Origin of the sequence: Rhizobium sp. P32RR-XVIII, assembly GCF_012641395.1 — a bacterium.
Lineage (GTDB): Bacteria > Pseudomonadota > Alphaproteobacteria > Rhizobiales > Rhizobiaceae > Rhizobium.
Genome location: NZ_JABAIH010000008.1, coordinates 145,600 through 166,218, shown reverse-complemented (window position 1 = coordinate 166,218; position 20,619 = coordinate 145,600). Strand labels below are relative to the sequence as shown.

Here is a 20,619-nt window from a genome sequence, read left to right as displayed (position 1 = left end):
TCCTGTCGTGGATAACGGCTGAGAATTATTTCTTCCTTGGATGAAATCCTTCGCTTGCGTTTCATCTGCGGTCAAATACTATAATCTTCGTTTCTAATAACATTTAGGCATAAAGCGATGACGCTCCAGCAACTGCGATATCTCTGCGCAATCGTTGATCACGACCTCAACTTGTCGAATGCATCCGACACCCTCCACCGGTCCCAGCCAGGCGTCAGCCGCTATGTGAGGACCCTGGAGGACGAACTCGGAACACGGTTATTCGTCCGCAGCGGAAAGCGCCTCGTGGCGCTCACCAAGGCCGGAGAGGCGATCCTGGGCGTGGCGCGAAGAATGCTTGCCGATGCCGGTACGATCTCGCAGATCGGCCGGGAGTTTTCCGCAAAGGACGAGGGCGATCTGACGGTGGCGACGACCCACACCCACGCCCGCTATGTTTTGCCGAAGACCATCAAGGCGTTCATCGATCGTTATCCGAAGGTCCGTCTGAGCCTGCGGCAGGGAAACCCGACCGAGATTGCGGAATGGATCGCGGCAGGCGAGGCGGATCTTTCGATTGCCGCCGAACCGCTGACGCCGGTGCGCAATCTCATTCTGCTGCCCTGCTATCAGCTGATGCGCATCGTTCTGGCGAAGCCCGATCACGAGGTTCTGCAACTGAAGAAGGTCACGCTGGCCGACCTTGCCCAGCATCCGATGATCACCTACGATTCGCTTTTTACAGGCCGGGCGAAGATCGCCGAGGAATTCCGGCGTGCCGGCCTGTCGCCACGCATCGTCATGAGCGCGACGGATGCCGACGTCATGAAGACCTACGTCAAGATGGGCATCGGCATCGCGATCGCTGCGAGCATCGTCTATGATCCGACGCTCGATGCGAGCATCAGAATGCGGGATGTCAGTCACCTCTTCCCGCCCAACACTATTTATGTCGGCATGGCGAAGGACAGCTACCTGCGCAGCTACGCTTATGACTTCATCGAGATGTTTGAGCCCTCACTGACGCGCAAGGCGGTTGACGCCGCATTCTCGGCGGCAATTCTCTCCGAGTGAGACGCTATCCGATCGAACGCTCTGCGCGCCTTCCGGCTATGTGCCGGGGCCGAAGCAGAGCACCTTCGCCGGCTTGACGCTGCAGTAGACCTCGGAGCCTACGGGAATATCATCGGCATGCCAAACCCGCAGCTTCGTTCCCAGTGCGTCTATCAGGGATTCTATGCGGTCTCCGAGGTAGGTTTCGTCGGCGATCGTGCCGGTAAAGACATTCTCTCCGGGCGTGGGGAACTGTGAGAGAACGACGTTTTCGGGCCTGACGGCAATTGTAACAAGTCCTCCGACGTCGAGTTTCTGATCCGTGCAGGAGACGATCTCGGTTCCATCCGGCGTTTGGACCACCACCTTCCCGTCTGCCGGCGGCCGCACGACCTTGCCGTCGATGAAGGTGGCGCTGCCGATGAATTGGGCGACCCGCTTGCTGTTGGGCGAGCGGTAGAGCTCCCGCGGGGTGCCAGCCTGCTCGATGCGGCCCCGGTGCATGTAGATAACCTTGTCCGCGATCGCCATCGCCTCGTTCTGGTCGTGGGTAATATGGATTGCCGTCATGTTGAGCTTTCTGACAAGCACGCGCAGATCGGTTCGCATCTGCTCGCGCAGCTTCGCATCGAGGTTGCTCAGGGGTTCATCGAGCAGCAGAACCTTGGGCTCGACCACTGCGCTTCGCGCCAGTGCCACGCGCTGCTGCTGGCCGCCGCTCAGCGTGGAGGGAAACCTCTTCTCAAGCCCGCCCAGCCCGACGAGATCCATCACGCGCATCACCGCCTCGTTGATCTGTGCGGCGGGCGTCCGTTTTAGGACCAGCCCATAGGCGACGTTCTCGTAGATCGTCATGTGAGGCCAGAGCGCGTAGGACTGGAAGACCATGCCGATGCCGCGGCGTTCCGGCGGCACGAACAGCCCGGAGGACGACACCGTTGCTCCGTCGATCGTGACCTGTCCGCTGCTTGGCTCTTCGAGCCCGGCAACGCATCGCAACGTCGTTGTCTTTCCCGAGCCGCTGCCTCCGACGATGACGAGGATTTCGCCGGCGTCGACGGTGAACGACACGTCATCGACCGCCGTTAAAGCCCCGAATTTTTTTGTAAGGTGGCTTACCTCAATAACGGGCACGTATTCGACCTCTTCTATGAACTCTCAAGGGATGACCGCAAAATACCGAAGAAATGATTGGTGATATAAAGAACCACGAAAATCGTCGTTGATTCCACGACGGCCACGGCAAATGCTGCGGTCAGATTTCCTGCCGAAAGACTTTCCCAAAGAAGTATCGGCAAGGTTTTCGTCTGCGGATTGTAAAGCATGATGGTAACGCTGACCTCCATGAAGAAGAAGATGAACAGCATCGTCCATATCGACAGGATCGCGGGCCTGAGGATGGGGAGCATGACATCGCGGAAGGCGCGTAGCGGCGATGCGCCTGTCATGCGTGCAGCTTCGGAAAGTTCGTCGGAAATCTGGACGAATGCGGCGCGCGCCTGCCTTATCCCGTAACCGTAATACCGCGTTATGTAGGCGAGAACGAGGATCCAGATCGTTCCGTATATGGGGATCGGCAGCCAGATGTAAGTCCATACGAAGCCGACCGCGAGAACCAGTGCCGGCATGACGGTGGGGGCGAGCGCAACGTAATCCATCGCCGCGCCAGTCCAGTTTCGCGACCTGCGAATGAGGTAGGCCATGAAGATGTAAAGGAAGGTTGCCACAAAGCCGACGACGAGCCCCAGCAACAGCGAGTTTCGCAGGGGAATGAGGGCTTCCCAGCGCAGCAGCCTCGTGTAGTTGTCCAGCGTGAACAGCCTGTAGCTCAGCCGGGGCGTCACGAACTTCAGGAAGGACGAGAATACCAGCGCGGCGTACGGCAGGACGACGGAAACGAGAAAATAAAGAACCAGCACGCCCGTTGCCGCATACCGCCATTTGCCGAGCTTCGTCACGCGCGCCTGGCCGCCCTTGCCGGCGATCGTTACGTAACGGGACGAGCGATTTGCGATCCGGCGCTGCCATATCGTCCCCACAAGGGCGATCCAGAGCAGCATGGTGCCGACCGCGGCAGCAAGCGGTGGGTTGGACGGTTCCACCTGCATCTCCGTGAAGATGGTTGATGCAAGCGTCTGGAAGCCGCTGTTCGAGCCGAGAACGGTTGGAACGGGAAAATTCTCCGCGACGAAAATGAAGATCAGCAGGAACGTCGATGCGAGCGTCGGAAACACGAGCCGCACCGTCATGCGCCATGCAGTCTGAAACGGACTGGCGCCCAGCATGTATGACGCTTCTTCCAACCGTCCGTCGATGGATCGCAAGGCGGTATAGATCGGGATGAAGGCGAAGGAGGTGTAGTGCAGGACCAGGATGAGCACCATTCCCTTGAAGGAATAGATATCGAAGACCGTACGGATGCCAAACAGCGAACGGCAGATGGCGTTGATGAACCCTGCGTTCGGAGCAAGCAGCGCAATCCAGGCAAGCGTCGTCACCAGACCCGAGATCATCAGAGGAATGATCAGGAAGATTGCCAGCTGCTTGCGGCCCGGAGCATCCGTTCGCGCAACGATCCAGGCAATGACGGAACCCATAAGGATCGAAATCAGCGCGACCGTTGCCGACAGCATGACCGTATTCAGGAAAGCGATCCGGATGACCGGATCGCTATAGGCGGTTATCCAGTTACCGAAGGTAAAAACCGCCTGCGGATCGCCGGGCGATCCGCTACGGAAGGATCCGAAGAACAGAAAGGCAAGAGGCGCGATGATGAGCACGAAGCTCACGGCCATGGCGAGGGTGCTGACGATCCTGTCGAAATTCAGCCAGTGCCGGCCGGACGAAGGAAGGCTGATTTCTTCCTTCTCAACCACGCTCATTGTTTGATCCTTTCAAATATGTTCATTCCGGCGTCGCCGCGCGCTGCGCATAACGGCGCCGTTGTCTGTCTTTCCTCAACCGGAAGCCATCCGTTAGGCAAGCCATCCGCGGAGACCCCGTCTGCACGGGATCCGGGATGCGGCCCTATTTTCCGACGACATCGTGAAACTGGACGTTGACAGCGTCGCGCGCCTTCGACGCATCGGCTGGATCGTACTCGACGAACTTCGTCGGTGTCTTGTACCAGCCTTCCTTGGCGACATCGCGCTGATCGGCGAAGCCCTTTCGAACCGAAGGCCCGCCGCCGATGCTCTGCCAGGCACCGTAACCTTCTTCGGTGAACGCATATTCCTGATAGAGCCGTGCGGCATTGGGATGCGGCGCGGTCGCCGATATTGCCTGTCCGGTCGGGGTGCTGATCGCCGGCTCCGGCAGGACCCATTTGATCGGTGCGCCGGACGCCCAGGCCGGCGACAGCGAAGCGTCGTCCGCACCGAAATAGACGTCGATGTCACCGGACGAAAGGGCTGCGACTGTCGGATTGACGGCGATGAAGGCCCGCGGCTGATTTTTCTTCAACCCGTCCATGAAGGCCTGGTCGAACATCTTTGGCCAGAGGAACCAGGGGAGATAGGCCGCGCCGCCGCTCGCAGGATCCGCAACGCCGACCCGTCCCTTCCAGCGTGGATCGAGCATTCCCTTCCATGTCGCGAAGGCTTTCGCGTCGTCGTCGGAAACCGCATCCGTGTTCCAGGCGATACCCATGGTCGATGACCGGAACGGATACCAGTAGCCGGTCTGCTTCAGGCTGTCGTCATAGGCGCTGTCGTTTGTGATCTTGTAGTTGGCGATCAAGCCGTCCTTCGCCTGGCTTTCGAGCGTGCCGGGGTCGGTGTCCTGAATGATGTCAGCAATATTATGGTTCGAGCGGACCTCCGCCAGAAACCGCTCGCGACGCGGCCCGGTCTGGGTCACGAATGTCTGGACGTCCTTGATGCAGGGAAAGCGCTCCTTGAAGTGCTTGACCACATTGTCAGTCGCATCCGGCCAGGTTCCCGAATAGATCATCAGGGCTGCTTCCGCACAGGCATTCTTCAGAAGGTCGTAAGGCAGGCCCGGCATCTCCTTCTGAGCGAAGGCCCAGGAATCGGCGAGCGCCGGATCCACCGTCTGAGAATAGGCGGTCGAGCTTGCGACCGTCGACGCGACAAGAGCGCCCACAGCCATTGCAGTAACTCTGATATGTTTCTTCATGTGCATGTCTACCTCCCAGCAATTGCACGTGATCGACGTCTCGCTCCTCAACCAGACGTCGACAGGTTTGTCATTAATGCAGCAAGATCAGGGGCTTCGTTCAGTGACGAAACGTCGCTGCAGATTCTGCGGGCCCGCTCGATGCCGACGATCGGAGCCATGAGATCGAGTGCCTTGGTCTCGACCTCATCGAAATCCATCGGATTGTCGGCCGTGCCACGCACGGCATTGGCCTTTTCGCGGAGCTTGCTTCCATTCCTCAGCGTGATTTCGACATCGACCGGGCGCCGTGGAGCGAGCTTGTCCATTTCCTCGTCATAGATCAGATTGACCTTCGCTTTCTGGCGAAGCACCGCCGGATCGGACATGCGTTCCATGTCGTGGCAGCTGTCGAAGGTCACTTTTCCATCGGCCATGCGCAGGCCGAGAATGTGCTGAAGGTTAATCGTCGGGTTGTCCCGGTTGTCTACCACGTGCGCGTGATGCGAGGCTACCCGCGCATCGACCTGTACGATGTCATCCGCGGTCGCACCCTGGCGCATCAGCGTATCGAGACCGTCCAAGGGCGCCTGTATCGGCCCGCCGACGCACCATTTCTTGATGCTTGTGCGCATGATCTCGTTGTATTCGCCAAGCCGACGCAGGAGGATTGACTGGTCAGCTCCCGGCGAATGCGCGGCGAAAAAATTGAAGTCGCCGGAGAAGACATCTTCCACGCCGGTGAAGCCGGACGCCATCAGCAGGGCAAACATCACGCCGTTTCGGGCAGGGCTGCCGCCAAGGACGTGGGCTTTCTCCATATGGTCGGCGTCGCGCTGCCAAGAGCGCGAGCCGGCGGCCTGCTGGGCGCAATAGGAAAGACAGTAACGCACCTGGGCTTCGTCGAGCCGAAGGAGTGCGGCGGCGGCGGCGGCGGATCCGAAGATGCCGCCAAAGCTCGCCATGCTCTTGCCTTCGAAGAAAAGCCTGTTGCCCAGCGCTTCACCGATGCGCGCCGTGACATCATAGCCGAGCGCGACCGCCTTGATCAGTTCGGCGCCCGTTGCCTTTACCCGCTCGCCGACGGCAAGTGCCGCCGGAATGACGCAGCAGCCGGGATGGGTGATTGACGCAAGATGATGATCGTCGGTCTCGTCCGCATGGCCCATCATGCCGTTCGCCCAGGCGGCGTTGATGGCACTCGTGCTGATATTGCTGCCGACGACGGTCGCCTCCTGCGTTCCGCCTTCGCCCTTTATGAAGTTGATCGCCATGCGGCCCGGCAACAGATGAGAGCCCGACACGATCGCACCAATCGTATCGAGCAGATGATTTTTGGTCTTGGCGACAACGGCGGCTGATAGTTCCACGCTCATTGCGGAAGCGATGTGGCCGCTAAGCCGATAGATTGGCGGTGTCGTCGTCATGAATTTTCTCGTTTCTCCAATCGTTGCAAGATGAAGACATGACCTTGCGAAATCCGCACGATGGCTGGCTAAAGCTTGCAATATTGCGTTTCTGTATCGATTGCCGAGTTACCATCTGCGGTCAAATACTATAATCTGTGGTCGTAATAACTTTTACGCATAAACGCCCCTTTGGGGGCCTGCGATTGTAGGAGGACGGGGGTTACGTTGGCGAGCGGACCGAGCAGGGCGTACGTCGATATCGGCCTGGTGCCGCGTGGATCACTTCCGCGCTGAATGGCTACGCAACCCAGGAGGTGCGGCAAGGGTTCGCTCTTCCGTAGGACGGGCCGTCGATCGCTCGATAACCGCGAAGAGTCAGACAGTAGAGCATGCAACTATCTGCAAGCGAGCCCGAAAGCTCCGCCGTCGCCGCCATCTCTGGCGGTGGTTCTTGATCGCGGAGTTGGGTCGATAATTATGTTTCCGCTCCAAATCCGGGGGGGCGATAGGCGGCGGTGTTTGGCTCAAACAATTCAATCACATTTCCGGAGGGGTCCTCCAACAAGATCTGCTTCCCGCCGACGCCCTGGATAATTTCGTTGCGAAAGCGGCAGCCCGCCGATTTCAGATGTTCGACGAGCTCATCCAGGTTCTCGACGGTGAGATGAATGCGATTCCAGCCGCCCGGCGCTTGTTGCTCTCCTGACGGCATGGAAGCGCCACCACCCCGTGGGCTTGGCTGGCTAAGATAGAGGTGCATGTCGCCGCGTGAAATTTCTGCGAACGGCGGGGCAGGATGCATCTCGAGCTTGAAGCCGAGATGTTTGGTGTAGAAATCGATTGCGGCCTCGACGTTGTCGACGATGTACCGGAAGCATGCGGCCATGATCTGCACCTCCGCTATTGTCGCGTTCAGGTTACGCCTCTGTCAGCGAACCGCAAGCCTTCCTACGTGTCAGGGCAGGAGCAGTTCCATGCGCCTACGAGCCGGGAGAGGTGAGATACGAGAGAGGCCTCGCTGCTGGGGCAGGCCCATTTCAGTGACGCAAGAGACAGCCGGGATCGAAGCTAGGGCATCCGCGTCCGCTCTCAGGCGGACAAGCTATAGAAGCGCTTGCGACAGGCCGGACGTTGCGCGGAAAGCCTTGAAGGCAGCGAGGGCGCGTAGCGAGCGGCCATCGTCGATCGCGGCGAGATCGAGAATCACGGCATTTGCAATCGTCATGGGCACGACCAGTGATTGGGACTCCCCGGCTTCGCCGCGCGAGACCGAAATCTGACGATAAGGCGCGGGATCGATGCGCGCGCCGCGCAAGTCTGTCAACGCCAGCGTTTTGGTACCTCGCCGGGCGGCAATTTCCCGGACCTGGTGAATGAGCGGCGACGCTCTGCGGAAGGCGAGCAGCCACAGGACATCGTCCGCCGAAAGCGCCGTCAGCGCTTCGGGAAATTGGTGCATCTGGCTGCCGACGTCGACGGCGTCATAACCGGAGCGGTTGAGCCGCAGTGCGATAAGCGAGGATAGGGCCGCGGAATGGCCGCGCCCGAACACGTAAACCCGGCGGCAATCGCGCAGGCTTTCCGAAAATGCGCGAATGTCGATGTCGGAGACGCTGTTGCGGACCTGTTGAAGCGCCGCGATCTCGCTGTCGAGCACCGAAGCCAAAACCCCGCCTTCCTCCGCCCGGACAAGGCGGGCTGCCATGCGGGCTGCCGGACTTTCAAAATCGCCTCCTCCTTCCATGAGATTGGTCTGGAGGAAGCTTCTGAATTCAGGATAGCCCTTGAACCCGAGTCGTCGCGCTAGGCGCACGGCTGAGGCCGGGTGCACGCCCGCGCGGAAGGAAACCGCCTTGCCGTTCTCCATCGCTGCACGCAGCGGATCTTGCATCAGCACATCCAGGAGACGTGTATCTGCCTCCGTGAGCCTTGCTGAATTGCGGCTGATGAGATCGACGAGAAGTTGCGGAATTTCGTTCTGCGTGCCCATCGATTCCCTGCCGATTGTTGCCGCTAAGGCTTTAGCGCCCGGCTGCCGCTATTTCAATTCGCCGGTCTTGGGGCGCAAGATCGACGCGGCTCCCGTTCTGGTTATCGAAAAACACCGCCCGGTTCAGGTTGTAGGTCACCCAGAGGTCGCCGGCATTGCGCGGCACATCCTCACGTGCGCTTGTCAGCGTGAGGCGGCCGGCCGGGCTGTCACAATGCAGGATGATGTCGGAGCCGGTCATTTCCGACAGCATGATCCGCACGGGAAGGGCCGGTTCACGCGGCTTTTCGGCCAGAATGGACATGGATTCAGGCCGCAAGCCGACGGTTAGTCCCTGTCTGCCCTGCCAACCGGGCAATTGTTCGACAGGAATGAAATTCATGGCGGGAACACCGAGAAAACCGGCGACGAACCGATTCTGCGGCTGGTCGTAGATTGCTTCCGGGGTGTCGAACTGCAGCAGATCGCCGTCTTTCATGACGGCGATCCGGTCGGCAAGAGACAGCGCCTCGGTTTGGTCATGGGTGACGTAGACGATCGTGGCGCCGAGTTGGCGGTGCAGTTCCTTGATCTCCGTGCGCATGGCGACGCGCAGCGCGTTGTCGAGGTTCGACAGCGGCTCATCCATCAGGAAGGTCGAGCTGTTCCGCGCCATGGCTCGCCCCATTGCCACGCGTTGGCGCTGGCCGCCGGAAAGCGCTCCCGGCTTGCGGTCGAGATAAGATTCGAGCTGCAAGGTCTTCGCCACGCTTTCGGCGCGCGCGTTGCGCTCAGCCTTCGGCATGCCGCGCAACTCCAGGCCAAAGGCAATGTTTTGGCGCACCGTCATGTGCGGATAGAGGGCGTAGTTCTGAAAGATCATCGCGATGTCGCGGTCTTGGGGAGCAAGATCGTTGGCCCGTCTGCCGCCGATCTCGATATCGCCCTGTTCGCAGCGCTCGAGGCCGGCAATCAGCCGCAGCAGGGTGGATTTGCCGCAGCCGGAGGGGCCGACGATGACGATGAATTCGCCGGGTCTGATATCCATCGAGACGCCGTGCAGAATTTCAGGGCCGCCGGGATAGGACTTGCGGATGTCGCGCAGAATGATTCCGCTCATCGATTGTCTTCTCCCCGCGGGCGGTCACGCAGGGTGATCGCAAGGCTCGGCCGGTCCGTGGTGAAGACTTTCACGCCAAGGGCCAGCACCTTTTCGATCTGTTCGGTGGTATGCGCGGCCCAGCAGCCAAAATCGAGACCCGCCCCGCGGACCATCGCCATCAGAGCCGCATCGGCCGTATCCACATGCACGCCGATTTCCCGAATGTTGTGGGTACGCGCCACCTCGATGACGGCGGCCGTTCCGAGTTGGCGCAGCACCGGCGGGCTGACGAGCCAGAGCATCGGCCGGTGGGTGGCCGCGGCGAGCGCATCCAGAGAGTCGACCAGGAAAGAGGAGAAGGTCGTCCTTCCCAGCATGCCGTGACGCGCGAGCAGTTCGACCACATGCGGCACGAAATCGGCGTAAGGCCGGCCATCGATGCCGGGCTTGATCTCGCAGCGGAAGTCGACCTTGCTGTCGGCGTAGATGGCGCAGAGTTCCGACAGAGAGATCGGGTGGCCGCCGGCGCCGTAGTTAATGACCGCAGCGCGGACCTCGGCCTCGCTCAGCGCAGCAATCGCGCCGTTGCGGTCGGTGGTACCGTCGAGCGTGGCGTCGTGATGCACCATGATCGCGCCGTCGGCTGTCGGGTGGACGTCGAACTCCACTTCTTCCAACGCCATTTTCGCCGTGGCGGCGAAGCCTTGCGGCGTGCTGTCGCCGAATTCCAGAGTGCCGCCGCGATGTGAAGCGATGCGTGTCATATGCTTGTCCCTTTTCATGAATTACTTGACCGCGCCCATCGTGATGCCGCGTACGAGATGGCGCTCGACCAGCAGGAAGCCGAGGAGCACGGGCAGGATCGTGATCGTCGAGGCAGCCATCACGAGCGGCCAGTCGACCAGCCCTTCGCCGGGATTGATGTGGTAAAGCCGGGCGAGACCGATCTGCAGCGTGTAGAGGTCGTCCTTGCCGACAGCGACCAGCGGCCAGATGTAGTTGTTCCATTCGGTGATGAAGATGTAGAGACCCATCGAGAAGATCGCCGGCCGCGCGATCGGCACGATCACCCGCCAGAGCACCTGCAAGGGCGTTGCGCCATCCATATAAGCCGCCTCGTCCAGCGCCTTCGGGATGCCCTTGATGTATTGACGCAGGAAAAAGGCCGCAAAGCCGTTCGATATCGCCGGCAGGATGAGACCGGCATAAGTATCGAGCAGGCCGGCCTTTGCCAGCGTCAGGTAGTTGGGAATCAGGCTGATATGGCTCGGGATCATCAGCGTTGCGACGGTCGCGCCAAACAGCAGGTTGCCGCCGCGGAACCGGTAGCGCGCAAACGCAAAGGCGGCCATGGTCGCGACCGTGATGCCGAGCAGCGTCACGAGACCGGAGACGATGATGCTGTTCAGAAGATAACGAGCGAAATTGTATTCCGCGATCGCGCGGACATAGTTGTCGAGCGTGAATTCGTAGTTGCCGGTATAATAGGCCTGGGCCGTCTCGAAGGACATCCAGATGGAGTAAAGGACGGGCGACAGGAAGAGGAGCCCGGCAAGGAGCGCCACGCCCGTCACGATTGGGCTTTCAAGCTTCATAGTGCACCCTCCGGCCGATAACGACGGACTTGATCAGTGCCAGCACGATCAGGAAGATGAAGAGCAGGACCGCAAGCGCCGAACCCCTGCCGATATCGAAGAGGGTGAAACCCACGCGGTAGAGAAGGTTGACGAGCATGTCGGTTGCGCCAGCCGGGCCGCCATGGGTCATGATGTCGACGATGGTGAAGACCTGGAAGGCCTCGATGACCGAGATGACCAGCAGGAAGTAGGTCGTCGGCATGACGAGCGGCACGGTCACCCGCCGGAAGACGTGGAAGCGCCGGCCGCCATCGACGGCTGCGGCATCGTAGAGCTCCTGCGGCACCGCCTGCAGGCCGGCGACATAGATGACGATGTCGTAGCCGAGTTGCTTCCAGGTGTTGACGACGATCAGCACCCAGAGGGCGAGGTGTGGATCCTGCAGCCACTGCACCTTGCCGAGGCCGAGTGAGGTGAGGGCGGCGTTCACCATGCCGTAATCGGTTGCGAAGAGCCAGGAGAAGACGACGGCGATCGAGACGGTGGAGGTGACCGACGGAAGGAACAGGGCCCCGCGCAACAACCGCACCGGCAATGTTTCGCGGACGAGATAGCTTGCGATCATAAGTGCCAGCCCGAGCCTGATAGGCACGGAAATCAGCGCGAAGAGTGCCGTGACCTTCAGCGAGTTCCAGAAGTCGCGGGACTCCAGCAGCAGGCGGTAGTTCTCGAAGCCGACGAAAGGCATGGTCGGGGAGAGGAAATCCCAGTGGCGGAAGCTGAGGTTCACGCTCGTGATCACCGGAACATAAGTGAAGACCGTGATGAAGATGATCAACGGTGCGACGAGCAGATAGGGTGTGAGGGTGCGGATCATGGGACCAGATCGGTTGCGACGACGGGCCGTCCAAGGCCCGTCGTCTTGCCGGGAGAGGCTTAGTTGCTGGAACGCTTGGCTTCCTCGCGGGTCTGCGCGGCGAAGTCCTTCATCGTTTCCGTGACGTCGCGCTGGCCTAGTGCCATTGCTTCCCACATCTTGTACTCGGTCGAGCGCATCCAGGTGACGACCGGCGGACGGGCGCGGCCATGAGCGAAATCGAGCTGCTTGACGGCTACGCCGATACCCGGCTGGGTGGCAAGCGCTTGAGCGGCAACCGGCTGCGATGCGCTCTTCTTGTTGATCGGCAGGTAGCCGGTGGCGGCGAACCAGATGGCATTGGCTTCCGGCGAAGCGGCGTAGCTGATGAACTTGTAGGCGGCGTCCTGGACCTCCTTCGGGGAGGACGACAGGATGCCGATGCCGGCGCCGCCGATCGGAACGGAGCAGACCTTGTTGCAGGGCATCGGGCGGACTTCGAGCTTGTCGCCGAGCGCCTTCTTCGCGCCACCGTAATCGCCGGTCGAGTTCAGCAACATGCCGACCTTGCCGGCATAGAAAGCGTCACGGCCGACATCTTCGTCGGTAACGCCATCAGGAGAGGCGACCTTCTGCTCGTGTACCAGCGAAGCCATCCACTGATAGGCTTGAATCGTATTGGGAGAGTCGAGGAGGATGTCACTGGTCTTGGAGTCGATCAGCTCGCTGTCGTTAGACATCACGAGACCCCAGCGGGCGAACTGGCCCGGAGCGGCGATGCCGGTGATGCCTTCGGAGCCGAGCTTTTCGGTGATCGTCTTGGAAACGGCGAGGATATCGTCAAAGGTCTTGAGCGGCGGCTCCTGGGTAAAGCCGGCGCGGTCGAGGATATCCTTGTTGTAGTAGAGGACGGGCGTCGAGGAGTTGAACGGCACAATGTAGTTCTTGCCGTTGTAGACGCCGACTTCGCGTGCGTAGTCATATAGGTCGCCCTTCAGCGGGTCTGCGTCGAAATAGGGCGTGAGGTCGGTCAGCGCGCCGCGGTCGGCGAAGAGCCCGTAGCGGGTGACTTCCATGATCACGGCATCGGGGGCGCGGTTGGCCGGAATGGCCGCCTGCAGCTTGGCGACGATATCGTTGTAATCGCCGACATATTCGGCTTCGACATGGATATCGGGATTGGCCGCTTCGAAATTGGTAATGATCTTATTCAGCGCTTCACCGGAGGATTTGCTGAAGCTGTGCCAGAACTTCACCGTCGTCTCGGCATGAGCCGAGCCGACCATGGCAAACATTGAAAGGACGCTCGCCGCGACCGCACGTTGCAATTTCCGTGACATTGATCTCTCCTTTGCAAAAAAAATTGCATTCGTTTCGGCGACCTTTAGCGAGAGGTCGAGACAGTTTCTTGAAGGCTGTGCGAAGTTTTGATGACGCGGAGTGCGTCCAACATATCGAGCGGTCCGGAATTAAGGCCGCGGCCGGTGATCGATGAGGCTTGTCTGGCGCAATACGGCCGGAATCATGGAGGATGGCATCGGCTCAGGCGGCTTCGATGCAGTAATATCGACGAGCAGCTTTTCTACGGCGTGGGTGGTGCCCCATCGTTCGTGGTCCTGCTGCTCTCGAAATATCCTCCTTGGCGCCGCCGGCGGAATAACTTTGGCGATGTCAGCGCCGGGCGGTTTCCCGGTCAGGAGCATGCATTCCAGGGCAGGGGCCAGGGCAGCCGATCAGGCCGCTATCCCTGCCGCAAACATCGGACCACCCTTATGGGCCGGAAAACCGTATCCGTTGATCATCACGAGATCGATGTCGCTTGCGCGTATTGCAATGCCTTCCGATAGAAGAGTCTGGCCCTCGTCGGCCATCGCCCTCAGGAGCCTTGTCATAATCTCGTCCGCTGTGAGCGAACGCGGTTTGATCCCTTTCCTCGTCCGCTCTGTCACGACGAGGGCGGTCACGTCAGGATCGACTGTCCGTTTTCCATCGGGATAGGCATACCAGCCGCGACCGCTCTTCTGTCCGAAGCGTCCGGCCTCGCAGAGGCGGTCGGCGATATCGACATAGCGCGCATTCGGATCGCGCTTTGCCGCCTGCCGTTTGCGACGCGCCCAGGCGATCTCCAGCCCCGCCATGTCGTAGACGGCAAAGAGACCCATCGGGAACCCATAGGCTTCCATCGCCTGGTCGATCTCGTGCGGCAAGGCGCCGTCCTCAACCATCAATTCGGCCTCGCGCCGATAGGCGGAAAAGACCCGGTTGCCGATAAAGCCTTCCGTTACGCCGCAGACGATGGCGAGCTTGCCGAGACGCTTTGCAAAGGTCATCGCCGTCACAAGGACCTCGCTCTCGGTCCGTGCGCAATTCACCACTTCGACCAGTCGCATGATGTTTGCGGGCGAGAAGAAATGCAGCCCGACGACACGCTCGGGATGGCAGGTCGCAGTGGCGATGGCGTCAGGATCGAGATAGCTCGTGTTCGTGGCGAGGATCGCGTCGGTCCGCACGACGTCGTCGAGATGGCGGAAGAGGTCAGTCTTGACGTCGAAATCATCGAACACCGCCTCGATGACGAGATCGGCATCCCGAAGCGCGTTGAGGTCCGAAACGACGGTGAGCCGGCGCAGCCGCTCCTCCCGGCCAGCGGCGTCGAGCCGACCGGTTTGCACCGCTTTGTCGAGAAGCCCCGCTATGCGCTCGTGCCCCTTGGCGGCGCCTTCCTCACTCTGTTCCACGCCAATGACCTGGTAACCGGCATTCAGCGCCGAGACGGCGATACCGGAACCCATCAGCCCGGTCCCGACCACGCCGACGCATCGAATGTCTCGTGGCGTAACCTTTTCCAGCCTCTCGACCTTTCCGGCCGCCCGCTCGGCAAAGAAGACGTGCCGTAGCGCCGCCGCCTCTTGTGAATCACGCAGGCGAAGGAACGTCCTCCGCTCTTCGGCAAGACCGTCCGCGAATGGGAGCGTCATGGCGGCCTTCACTAGCCGCAAGGCCTCGACCGGTGCGGCCTGACCGCGCGCCTTGGCAAGAATTTTCGCGCCGGCAGCATCGATGTCGGCATCGCTGATCGTCTTGGCAACAAGCGCACCGGTTCTGCGAAGCTCGCCGCCTGCCATGGCGTCAACGAGGGCGCTCGCGTCGGCAACCAGAGCCTCGGCAGCGATGCGGTCGATCAAGCCGATGCCGAGCGCTTCGCTCGCCTTCAGCGAACGACCGGTACCGATCATCTCGACAGCCGCGACAAAGCCAACGAGCCGCGGCAGGCGTTGCGTGCCGCCGGCGCCTGGGACAATGCCGAGCTTGACCTCCGGCAGGCCGAAGCTCGCGGCGGACGCGGCAACACGACCATGGCAGGCTAGCGTCAGCTCGCAGCCGCCGCCGAGCGCGGCGCCGTTGACCGCCGCCACCACTGGCTTGCCGAACTGCTCGATGCGCAGATAGACATCCGGCAGCAACGGAGCCTCGGGGGGCTTGCCGAATTCCTTGATATCGGCCCCGCCGATGAAGGTCTTGCCGGCGCCTGTAATGACGATGCCGCGAACGGCGTCCTCAGCCGCCGCATAATCCAGTGCCGCCATCAGACCGGAGCGGACGCTGAGAGATGTCGCGTTGACCGGCGGATTGTCGATGGTGACGACCAGCACGCGATCGGCGATGTTACCCGAGACCGTATCCGAAAAGTGCAGGTCACCCATGATCCACCTATTCCGGAATGACGGCGGTTGCCTGGATCTCGATTTTGGCGCGCTCCTCGACGAGCGCGACCACTTGGACGGCGGCCATGGCCGGAAAATGCCGTCCGATCGTTTCGCGATAGACCTGACCGATGCCCTTCAGGTTGCCGAGATACTCCGCCTTGTCGGTGAAGTACCAGGTCATCGAAGTGATATGCTGCGGTTTGGCGCCGCCCTCGGCGAGCACGGCTACGACGTTCTTCAGCGTCTGGCGCACCTGCTCGACGAAGTCGTCCGTTTCGAACTCGCAGCGCTCGTTCCAGCCGATCTGGCCGCCGACGAAAACCATGCGGCCCGTCGCTGCCATGCCGTTGGCGTATCCAATCGGCTTCACCCAGCCTTCAGGCTGCAGGATCGTGTGCATCAGTCGTCTCCAGATGATGTGTCAATGCGGCGCGGATGTCGACCGGCCATGCGAGTGATTGGTGGGTATCGAGCGAGGTGGCGACGACGCGCTGGCGCGCAGTCCAAAGCACCTTGCCGTTTGCCGATATCGTATGCTCGAGATCGAGCGAGGAACGGCCGATACAGCGAACCGCAACGTCGAATTCGAGTTTATCGCCCTGGAAGCCAGGATATGAGAAGGTCACGTCCAGCCGCACGGTGGGGACACCGATCCGGCGGTCCTCGATCAGGGTTTTCCAGGGAAAGCCAAGCGATGCGAAGTAGTCCTCCAGAACACCGACGAGGATGTTGAGGTAGGATGGGAAATAGGCGATCCCCGAGGGGTCGCAGTCTCCGAAACGCAGCGGCTTTGTCGTTCGAAACCCCACGGCTTGCCTCAATTCGCGAATGCGGCGATGCCGGTAATGGCACGGCCGAGAATGAGGGCGTGGATGTCGTGGGTGCCCTCGTAGGTGTTGACCACTTCGAGGTTGACGAGATGGCGGGCAACGCCGAACTCGTCGGAGATGCCGTTGCCGCCGAGCATGTCGCGGGCGGCACGGGCGATATCGAGCGCCTTGCCGCAGGAGTTGCGCTTGAGGATCGAGGTCAGCTCCACCGGCGGATGGCCTTCCTCCTTCATGCGGCCGAGCCTCAGGCAGCCCTGCAGGCCGAGCGTAATCTCGGTTGCCATGTCGGCAAGCTTCTTCTGGATCAGCTGGTTGGCGGCCAGCGGCCGGTTGAACTGCTTGCGGTCGAGCACATATTGCCGCGCCGTCGCATAGCAGGCTTCGGCCGCACCCAGCGCCCCCCAGGCAATGCCGAAGCGGGCGGAGTTCAGGCAGGTGAACGGACCCTTGAGGCCCGACACGTTGGGCAGCAGGTTCTCGTCCGGCACGAAGACATTATCCATCACCACCTCGCCGGTGATCGAGGCGCGCAGCCCCACCTTGCCGTGGATGGCGGGTGCCGACAGTCCCTTCCAGCCCTTCTCCAGGATGAAGCCGCGGATCACGCCGTCCTCGGTCTTGGCCCAGACGACGAAGACGTCGGCGATCGGCGAATTGGAGATCCAGGTCTTGACGCCGGTGAGGCTGTAGCCGCCATCGACCTTCCGTGCCCGCGTCGCCATTGAACCCGGATCGGAGCCGTGGTCCGGCTCGGTGAGCCCGAAGCAGCCGATCCATTCGCCGGTGGCAAGCCTGGGCAGGTATTTCTGCTTTTGCGCCTCCGAACCGAAGGCATCGATCGGCACCATGACGAGGGAGGATTGCACGCTCATCATCGAGCGGTAGCCGCTGTCGACGCGCTCCACTTCGCGGGCGATCAGCCCGTAGGCGACATAGCCGAGGCCGGCGCCGCCATATTCCGGGTCAATCGTCGGGCCGAGCAGCCCGAGCTCGCCCATTTCGCGGAAGATATCAGGGTCGGTCTTCTCATGGCGGAAGGCTTCGAGAACGCGGGGAGCGAGCTTTTCCTGCGCATAGGCGTGCGCGGTATCCTGCACCATGCGCTCCTCGTCCGTCAGCTGCTCGGCCAGCCGGAACGGGTCGGCCCAGTCGAAGATCTCGCGGGTATTAGACATGAATAGCTCCCATCATTTGGTCTTCAGGAGTTCGCGCGCGATGATGAGCTTTTGCACCTCGGTCGCGCCCTCATAGATGCGCAGCGCACGGATCTCCCGGTAGAGTTTCTCAGTGATTTCGCCCGACCGCACGCCGCGACCGCCGAACAGCTGGACGGCGCGATCGATGACGGCCTGCGCCGTTTCCGTCGCGGTCATCTTTGCCATGGCCGCTTCCTGCGTCGTCGGCAATTGCTGGACGTCGCGTCGCCAAGCCGCCCTGTAGGTCAGAAGCGCCGCGGCATCGATCCCCGTCGCCATGTCGCCGAGGGCCGCCTGTGTCAGCTGGAGATCGGCTAGTTTTGCGCCGAACATCGGCCGCGCCCTGGCATGCCCAAGCGCCTCGTCAAGGGCACGCCGGGCAAAGCCTAGGGCGGCGGCTGCGACCGAGGCCCGGAAGATATCGAGGGTACGCATGGCGATCTTGAAGCCTTCACCCGGATTGCCGAGAAGCCGCGATGCGGGGATGCGGCAGTTCTCGAAGCGGATCGTTGCCAGCGGATGCGGCGCAATCACCTCTATGCGTTCGGCGATCGAGAAACCGGGGTCATCGGCAAAGACGACGAAGGCTGAAATGCCGCGCGTGCCCGGCGCCTCGCCTGTTCGAGCGAAGACGGTATAGACATCGGCGATGCCGCCATTGGAGATCCAGGTCTTTTCGCCATCGAGAATGTAGTGGTCGCCATCTGCGCGAGCCGCACAGGCCATGGCAGCAACGTCCGATCCGGCCTCTTTTTCAGACAGTGCAAATGCAGCGAGCCATTCGCCGCTGCGCACTTTCGGCATGACGGCGGCGCGAAGCGCGGCCGAGCCGCTGAGGCCGATCGCTCCGGTGCCAAGGCCCTGCATCGCGAAGGCGAAGTCGGCCAACCCGTCGTGCCAGGCAAGGGTTTCGCGCGTCAGGCATACCAGCCGTGAATCGATCAACGGATCGGTCTCGGAAACGCCCGTTGCTACGGTCAGGACCCCCGCATCGCCCAATGTCCGGACGAGCTTGCGGCATGCGGCATCGACATCGGCGTGATCGATCGCCGTCATCACATCCGACCTCGCGAATGCGTCCAGCCGGGCTGCGAATTCGCGATGGCTGCCTTCGAAGAAAGGCCAATCGAGATGATCCCGGGATGGACCGGTCAATGTCGCGGCGGTGCTCATCGCCTAGTTTCCCTGGAACTCTGGCTTGCGCTTGGCGGCGAAGGCTTCAAAGGCGCGGCGAAAATCCTGCGTCGCCATGCAGATGGCCTGTGCCTGCGCCTCGGATTCGATCATCTCGTCGATGCCCATCGCCCATTCCTGGTTCAGCATGGTCTTGGTCATGCCGTGAGCAAACCACGGGCCATCGGCCAGCGAGAGGGCGAGCTTGTGCGCCTCGCCGTCCAGATCGCTGCTCTGATGAAGTGCATTGTAGAAGCCCCAGGCGTTGCCTTCGGCGGCCGTCATGGAGCGGCCGGTGTACAGCAGTTCGGCGGCGCGTCCCTGGCCGATGATACGCGGGAGAATCCCGCAGGCGCCCATGTCTGCCCCCGCAAGCCCGACGCGCGTGAAGAGGAACGCGGTCTTGGCTTCAGGGGTCGCCAGCCTGAGATCGGATGCCATGGCGAGAATTGCGCCGGCCCCGGCGCAGATGCCGTCGACAGCGGCAACGATCGGCTGCGGGCATTTCCGCATCGCCTTGACGAGATCGCCTGTCATGCGCGTGAAGGCAAGGAGTTCAGGCATTGCCATGCGTGTCAGCGGCTCGATGATCTCGAACACGTCACCGCCAGATGAGAAATTGCCGCCGGCTCCGGAAAGCACGATCGCCCGCACGTCCGACGCATAGGCGAGATCGCGGAACAGGTCGCGCAACTCGGCATAGCTGTCGAAGGTCAGCGGATTTTTTCGCTCGGGCCGATTCAGCGTAATCGTCGCAACGCGGCCGTTCTCACTCACCTCCCAGAGGAAATGCCGGGCCTGATAGTCCTTGAAGGAGCGCAGGTGTCCTTGCATCGTCATGTCCTTGTCGTTCATCCCGCCAAAACCTCCCCGCCGGCCACCGCAATGGCCTGCCCGTTGATCGATGCGCTGCCGGGTGCCGCCAGCCATAGCACTGCATCCGCAACCTCTTCGGGCTTGACGAGCCTGCCTTGCGGATTGGATTTCGTGAATTCAGCGAGCGCCTGTTCGGCGCTGCGTCCCGTCTTTGCGACGATCGTCTCGATCGATCGCGCGATGATCGGCGTGTCGGTGAAGCCCGGGCAGACCGCATTGACGGTAATCCCGGTCCTTGCCAGTTCCAGCGCCAGCGACCGGGTCAAGCCAACGACGCCGTGCTTGGCCGCGACATAAGCGGAGACATATCCGTATCCTGTCAGCCCCGCGGTCGAAGCGATATTGATGATGCGCGCGCCGGCGCCCCGCGCCTTGAGATCCGGCAGAACTGCTTGGGTCACGAGGAAGACGCCGGTCAGATCGACGGCGAGAACCTGGTTCCACATGTCGAGGCTGGTCTTTTCGAAGGCTGCGCTCGGTGCTTCGCCGGCATTGTTGACCAGGATGTCGACAGGGCCGAATGCCCTCCGCGCGCTCGCCAAGCCTTTCGCGATCGCTTCTGCATTTGTCACGTCGAAAGCATCGACGACATGGACGCCCTTGGTTCCGATCTCTTCGGCGAGAGCCTGCAGCGGCTCGCGCCTTCGACCGGCGAGCGTCACACGTGCCCCATCCGAAACCAAAGCACGGGCGATCGCCGCTCCGATACCGGAACCGGCGCCGGTGACGAGGGCATGACGGCCCGCAAGTTTTCCGGAAGTGGTCATCATGCCTTG

General features: G+C 61.4%; 19 protein-coding genes. 1 reads left to right on the top strand and 18 read right to left on the bottom strand.

Annotated features, from left to right (window positions below; genetic code table 11):
• Positions 1–117: 117 nt before the first annotated feature.
• Positions 118–1,053: a LysR substrate-binding domain-containing protein gene (locus tag HGP14_RS22275; RefSeq protein WP_168832068.1), complete on the top strand. Its 936-nt coding sequence runs from the start codon at positions 118–120 to the stop codon at positions 1,051–1,053.
• Between the two features lie 36 nt (positions 1,054–1,089).
• On the opposite strand, the gene HGP14_RS36475 is transcribed toward HGP14_RS22275, so the two are convergent.
• The 18 genes from HGP14_RS36475 to HGP14_RS22185 form a co-directional block, all read right to left on the bottom strand.
• A complete protein-coding gene (locus HGP14_RS36475; RefSeq protein WP_168832067.1) occupies positions 1,090–2,103 on the bottom strand; it encodes an ABC transporter ATP-binding protein in 1,014 nt (337 codons plus the stop codon).
• Positions 2,104–2,180: 77 nt separating this feature from the next.
• Positions 2,181–3,914 carry an ABC transporter permease gene (locus tag HGP14_RS22265; protein WP_168832066.1) on the bottom strand — a complete coding sequence of 578 codons (1,734 nt, stop codon included), beginning with the start codon at positions 3,912–3,914 and terminating at the stop codon, positions 2,181–2,183.
• Positions 3,915–4,059: 145 nt separating this feature from the next.
• Positions 4,060–5,175, bottom strand: a complete 1,116-nt coding sequence (locus tag HGP14_RS22260) for an ABC transporter substrate-binding protein (protein WP_168832065.1) — start codon at positions 5,173–5,175, stop codon at positions 4,060–4,062.
• 41 nt (positions 5,176–5,216) lie between these two features.
• Positions 5,217–6,575 (bottom strand): MmgE/PrpD family protein, encoded by a 1,359-nt coding sequence (locus tag HGP14_RS22255; protein ID WP_168832064.1) that lies wholly within the window; start codon positions 6,573–6,575, stop codon positions 5,217–5,219.
• 457 nt (positions 6,576–7,032) lie between these two features.
• Positions 7,033–7,443, bottom strand: coding sequence for a VOC family protein (locus HGP14_RS22250; protein WP_168832063.1), 411 nt, complete (start codon positions 7,441–7,443; stop codon positions 7,033–7,035).
• Positions 7,444–7,659: 216 nt separating this feature from the next.
• The gene (locus tag HGP14_RS22245) at positions 7,660–8,547 is read right to left on the bottom strand and encodes a MurR/RpiR family transcriptional regulator (RefSeq protein ID WP_168832062.1); all 888 of its coding nucleotides are present in this window, start codon (positions 8,545–8,547) and stop codon (positions 7,660–7,662) included.
• A gap of 31 nt (positions 8,548–8,578) precedes the next feature.
• Positions 8,579–9,646, bottom strand: coding sequence for an ABC transporter ATP-binding protein (locus tag HGP14_RS22240; protein ID WP_168832061.1), 1,068 nt, complete (start codon positions 9,644–9,646; stop codon positions 8,579–8,581).
• Entirely contained in the window at positions 9,643–10,392 is a 750-nt protein-coding gene (locus HGP14_RS22235) for a glycerophosphodiester phosphodiesterase family protein (protein WP_168832060.1), read from the bottom strand. Before HGP14_RS22235 ends, HGP14_RS22240 begins: the two co-directional genes overlap by 4 nt.
• Before the next feature lie 21 nt (positions 10,393–10,413).
• Complete coding sequence (locus tag HGP14_RS22230; protein WP_168832059.1) at positions 10,414–11,223, bottom strand: carbohydrate ABC transporter permease; 810 nt, start codon at positions 11,221–11,223, stop codon at positions 10,414–10,416.
• The gene (locus tag HGP14_RS22225) at positions 11,213–12,082 is read right to left on the bottom strand and encodes a carbohydrate ABC transporter permease (RefSeq protein WP_168832058.1); all 870 of its coding nucleotides are present in this window, start codon (positions 12,080–12,082) and stop codon (positions 11,213–11,215) included. The genes HGP14_RS22230 and HGP14_RS22225 overlap by 11 nt, the downstream gene beginning before the upstream one ends.
• A 59-nt stretch (positions 12,083–12,141) precedes the next feature.
• A complete protein-coding gene (locus HGP14_RS22220; RefSeq protein WP_168832057.1) occupies positions 12,142–13,401 on the bottom strand; it encodes an ABC transporter substrate-binding protein in 1,260 nt (419 codons plus the stop codon).
• Positions 13,402–13,794: 393 nt separating this feature from the next.
• Positions 13,795–15,765: a 3-hydroxyacyl-CoA dehydrogenase NAD-binding domain-containing protein gene (locus tag HGP14_RS22215; protein WP_168832056.1), complete on the bottom strand. Its 1,971-nt coding sequence runs from the start codon at positions 15,763–15,765 to the stop codon at positions 13,795–13,797.
• 7 nt (positions 15,766–15,772) lie between these two features.
• Positions 15,773–16,168, bottom strand: coding sequence for a RidA family protein (locus tag HGP14_RS22210; protein ID WP_168832055.1), 396 nt, complete (start codon positions 16,166–16,168; stop codon positions 15,773–15,775).
• The gene (locus HGP14_RS22205) at positions 16,146–16,577 is read right to left on the bottom strand and encodes a thioesterase family protein (protein ID WP_168832054.1); all 432 of its coding nucleotides are present in this window, start codon (positions 16,575–16,577) and stop codon (positions 16,146–16,148) included. The genes HGP14_RS22210 and HGP14_RS22205 overlap by 23 nt, the downstream gene beginning before the upstream one ends.
• Positions 16,578–16,585: 8 nt before the next feature.
• Complete coding sequence (locus HGP14_RS22200) at positions 16,586–17,773, bottom strand: acyl-CoA dehydrogenase (protein WP_168832053.1); 1,188 nt, start codon at positions 17,771–17,773, stop codon at positions 16,586–16,588.
• Between the two features lie 12 nt (positions 17,774–17,785).
• Positions 17,786–18,967: an acyl-CoA dehydrogenase family protein gene (locus tag HGP14_RS22195; protein WP_168832052.1), complete on the bottom strand. Its 1,182-nt coding sequence runs from the start codon at positions 18,965–18,967 to the stop codon at positions 17,786–17,788.
• Positions 18,968–18,970: 3 nt separating this feature from the next.
• Entirely contained in the window at positions 18,971–19,822 is an 852-nt protein-coding gene (locus HGP14_RS22190; protein ID WP_168832051.1) for an enoyl-CoA hydratase family protein, read from the bottom strand.
• Positions 19,819–20,613, bottom strand: a complete 795-nt coding sequence (locus tag HGP14_RS22185) for an SDR family NAD(P)-dependent oxidoreductase (protein ID WP_168832050.1) — start codon at positions 20,611–20,613, stop codon at positions 19,819–19,821. Before HGP14_RS22185 ends, HGP14_RS22190 begins: the two co-directional genes overlap by 4 nt.
• Between the last annotated feature and the right edge of the window lie 6 nt (positions 20,614–20,619).

Excerpts from the sequence above, each read along its gene's own strand:
- HGP14_RS22235 (WP_168832060.1), bottom strand. The coding sequence starts at position 10,392 with ATGACACGCATCGCTTCACATCGCGGCGGCACTCTGGAATTCGGCGAC.
- HGP14_RS22220 (WP_168832057.1), bottom strand. The coding sequence starts at position 13,401 with ATGTCACGGAAATTGCAACGTGCGGTCGCGGCGAGCGTCCTTTCAATG.
- HGP14_RS22275 (WP_168832068.1), top strand. The coding sequence starts at position 118 with ATGACGCTCCAGCAACTGCGATATCTCTGCGCAATCGTTGATCACGAC.
- HGP14_RS22210 (WP_168832055.1), bottom strand. The coding sequence starts at position 16,168 with ATGCACACGATCCTGCAGCCTGAAGGCTGGGTGAAGCCGATTGGATAC.
- HGP14_RS22195 (WP_168832052.1), bottom strand. The coding sequence starts at position 18,967 with ATGAGCACCGCCGCGACATTGACCGGTCCATCCCGGGATCATCTCGAT.
- HGP14_RS22215 (WP_168832056.1), bottom strand. The coding sequence starts at position 15,765 with ATGGGTGACCTGCACTTTTCGGATACGGTCTCGGGTAACATCGCCGAT.
- HGP14_RS22265 (WP_168832066.1), bottom strand. The coding sequence starts at position 3,914 with ATGAGCGTGGTTGAGAAGGAAGAAATCAGCCTTCCTTCGTCCGGCCGG.
- HGP14_RS22255 (WP_168832064.1), bottom strand. The coding sequence starts at position 6,575 with ATGACGACGACACCGCCAATCTATCGGCTTAGCGGCCACATCGCTTCC.
- HGP14_RS22245 (WP_168832062.1), bottom strand. The coding sequence starts at position 8,547 with ATGGGCACGCAGAACGAAATTCCGCAACTTCTCGTCGATCTCATCAGC.
- HGP14_RS22240 (WP_168832061.1), bottom strand. The coding sequence starts at position 9,646 with ATGAGCGGAATCATTCTGCGCGACATCCGCAAGTCCTATCCCGGCGGC.
- HGP14_RS22185 (WP_168832050.1), bottom strand. The coding sequence starts at position 20,613 with ATGATGACCACTTCCGGAAAACTTGCGGGCCGTCATGCCCTCGTCACC.
- HGP14_RS22250 (WP_168832063.1), bottom strand. The coding sequence starts at position 7,443 with ATGGCCGCATGCTTCCGGTACATCGTCGACAACGTCGAGGCCGCAATC.
- HGP14_RS22190 (WP_168832051.1), bottom strand. The coding sequence starts at position 19,822 with ATGAACGACAAGGACATGACGATGCAAGGACACCTGCGCTCCTTCAAG.
- HGP14_RS22225 (WP_168832058.1), bottom strand. The coding sequence starts at position 12,082 with ATGATCCGCACCCTCACACCCTATCTGCTCGTCGCACCGTTGATCATC.
- HGP14_RS22200 (WP_168832053.1), bottom strand. The coding sequence starts at position 17,773 with ATGTCTAATACCCGCGAGATCTTCGACTGGGCCGACCCGTTCCGGCTG.
- HGP14_RS22260 (WP_168832065.1), bottom strand. The coding sequence starts at position 5,175 with ATGCACATGAAGAAACATATCAGAGTTACTGCAATGGCTGTGGGCGCT.
- HGP14_RS22230 (WP_168832059.1), bottom strand. The coding sequence starts at position 11,223 with ATGAAGCTTGAAAGCCCAATCGTGACGGGCGTGGCGCTCCTTGCCGGG.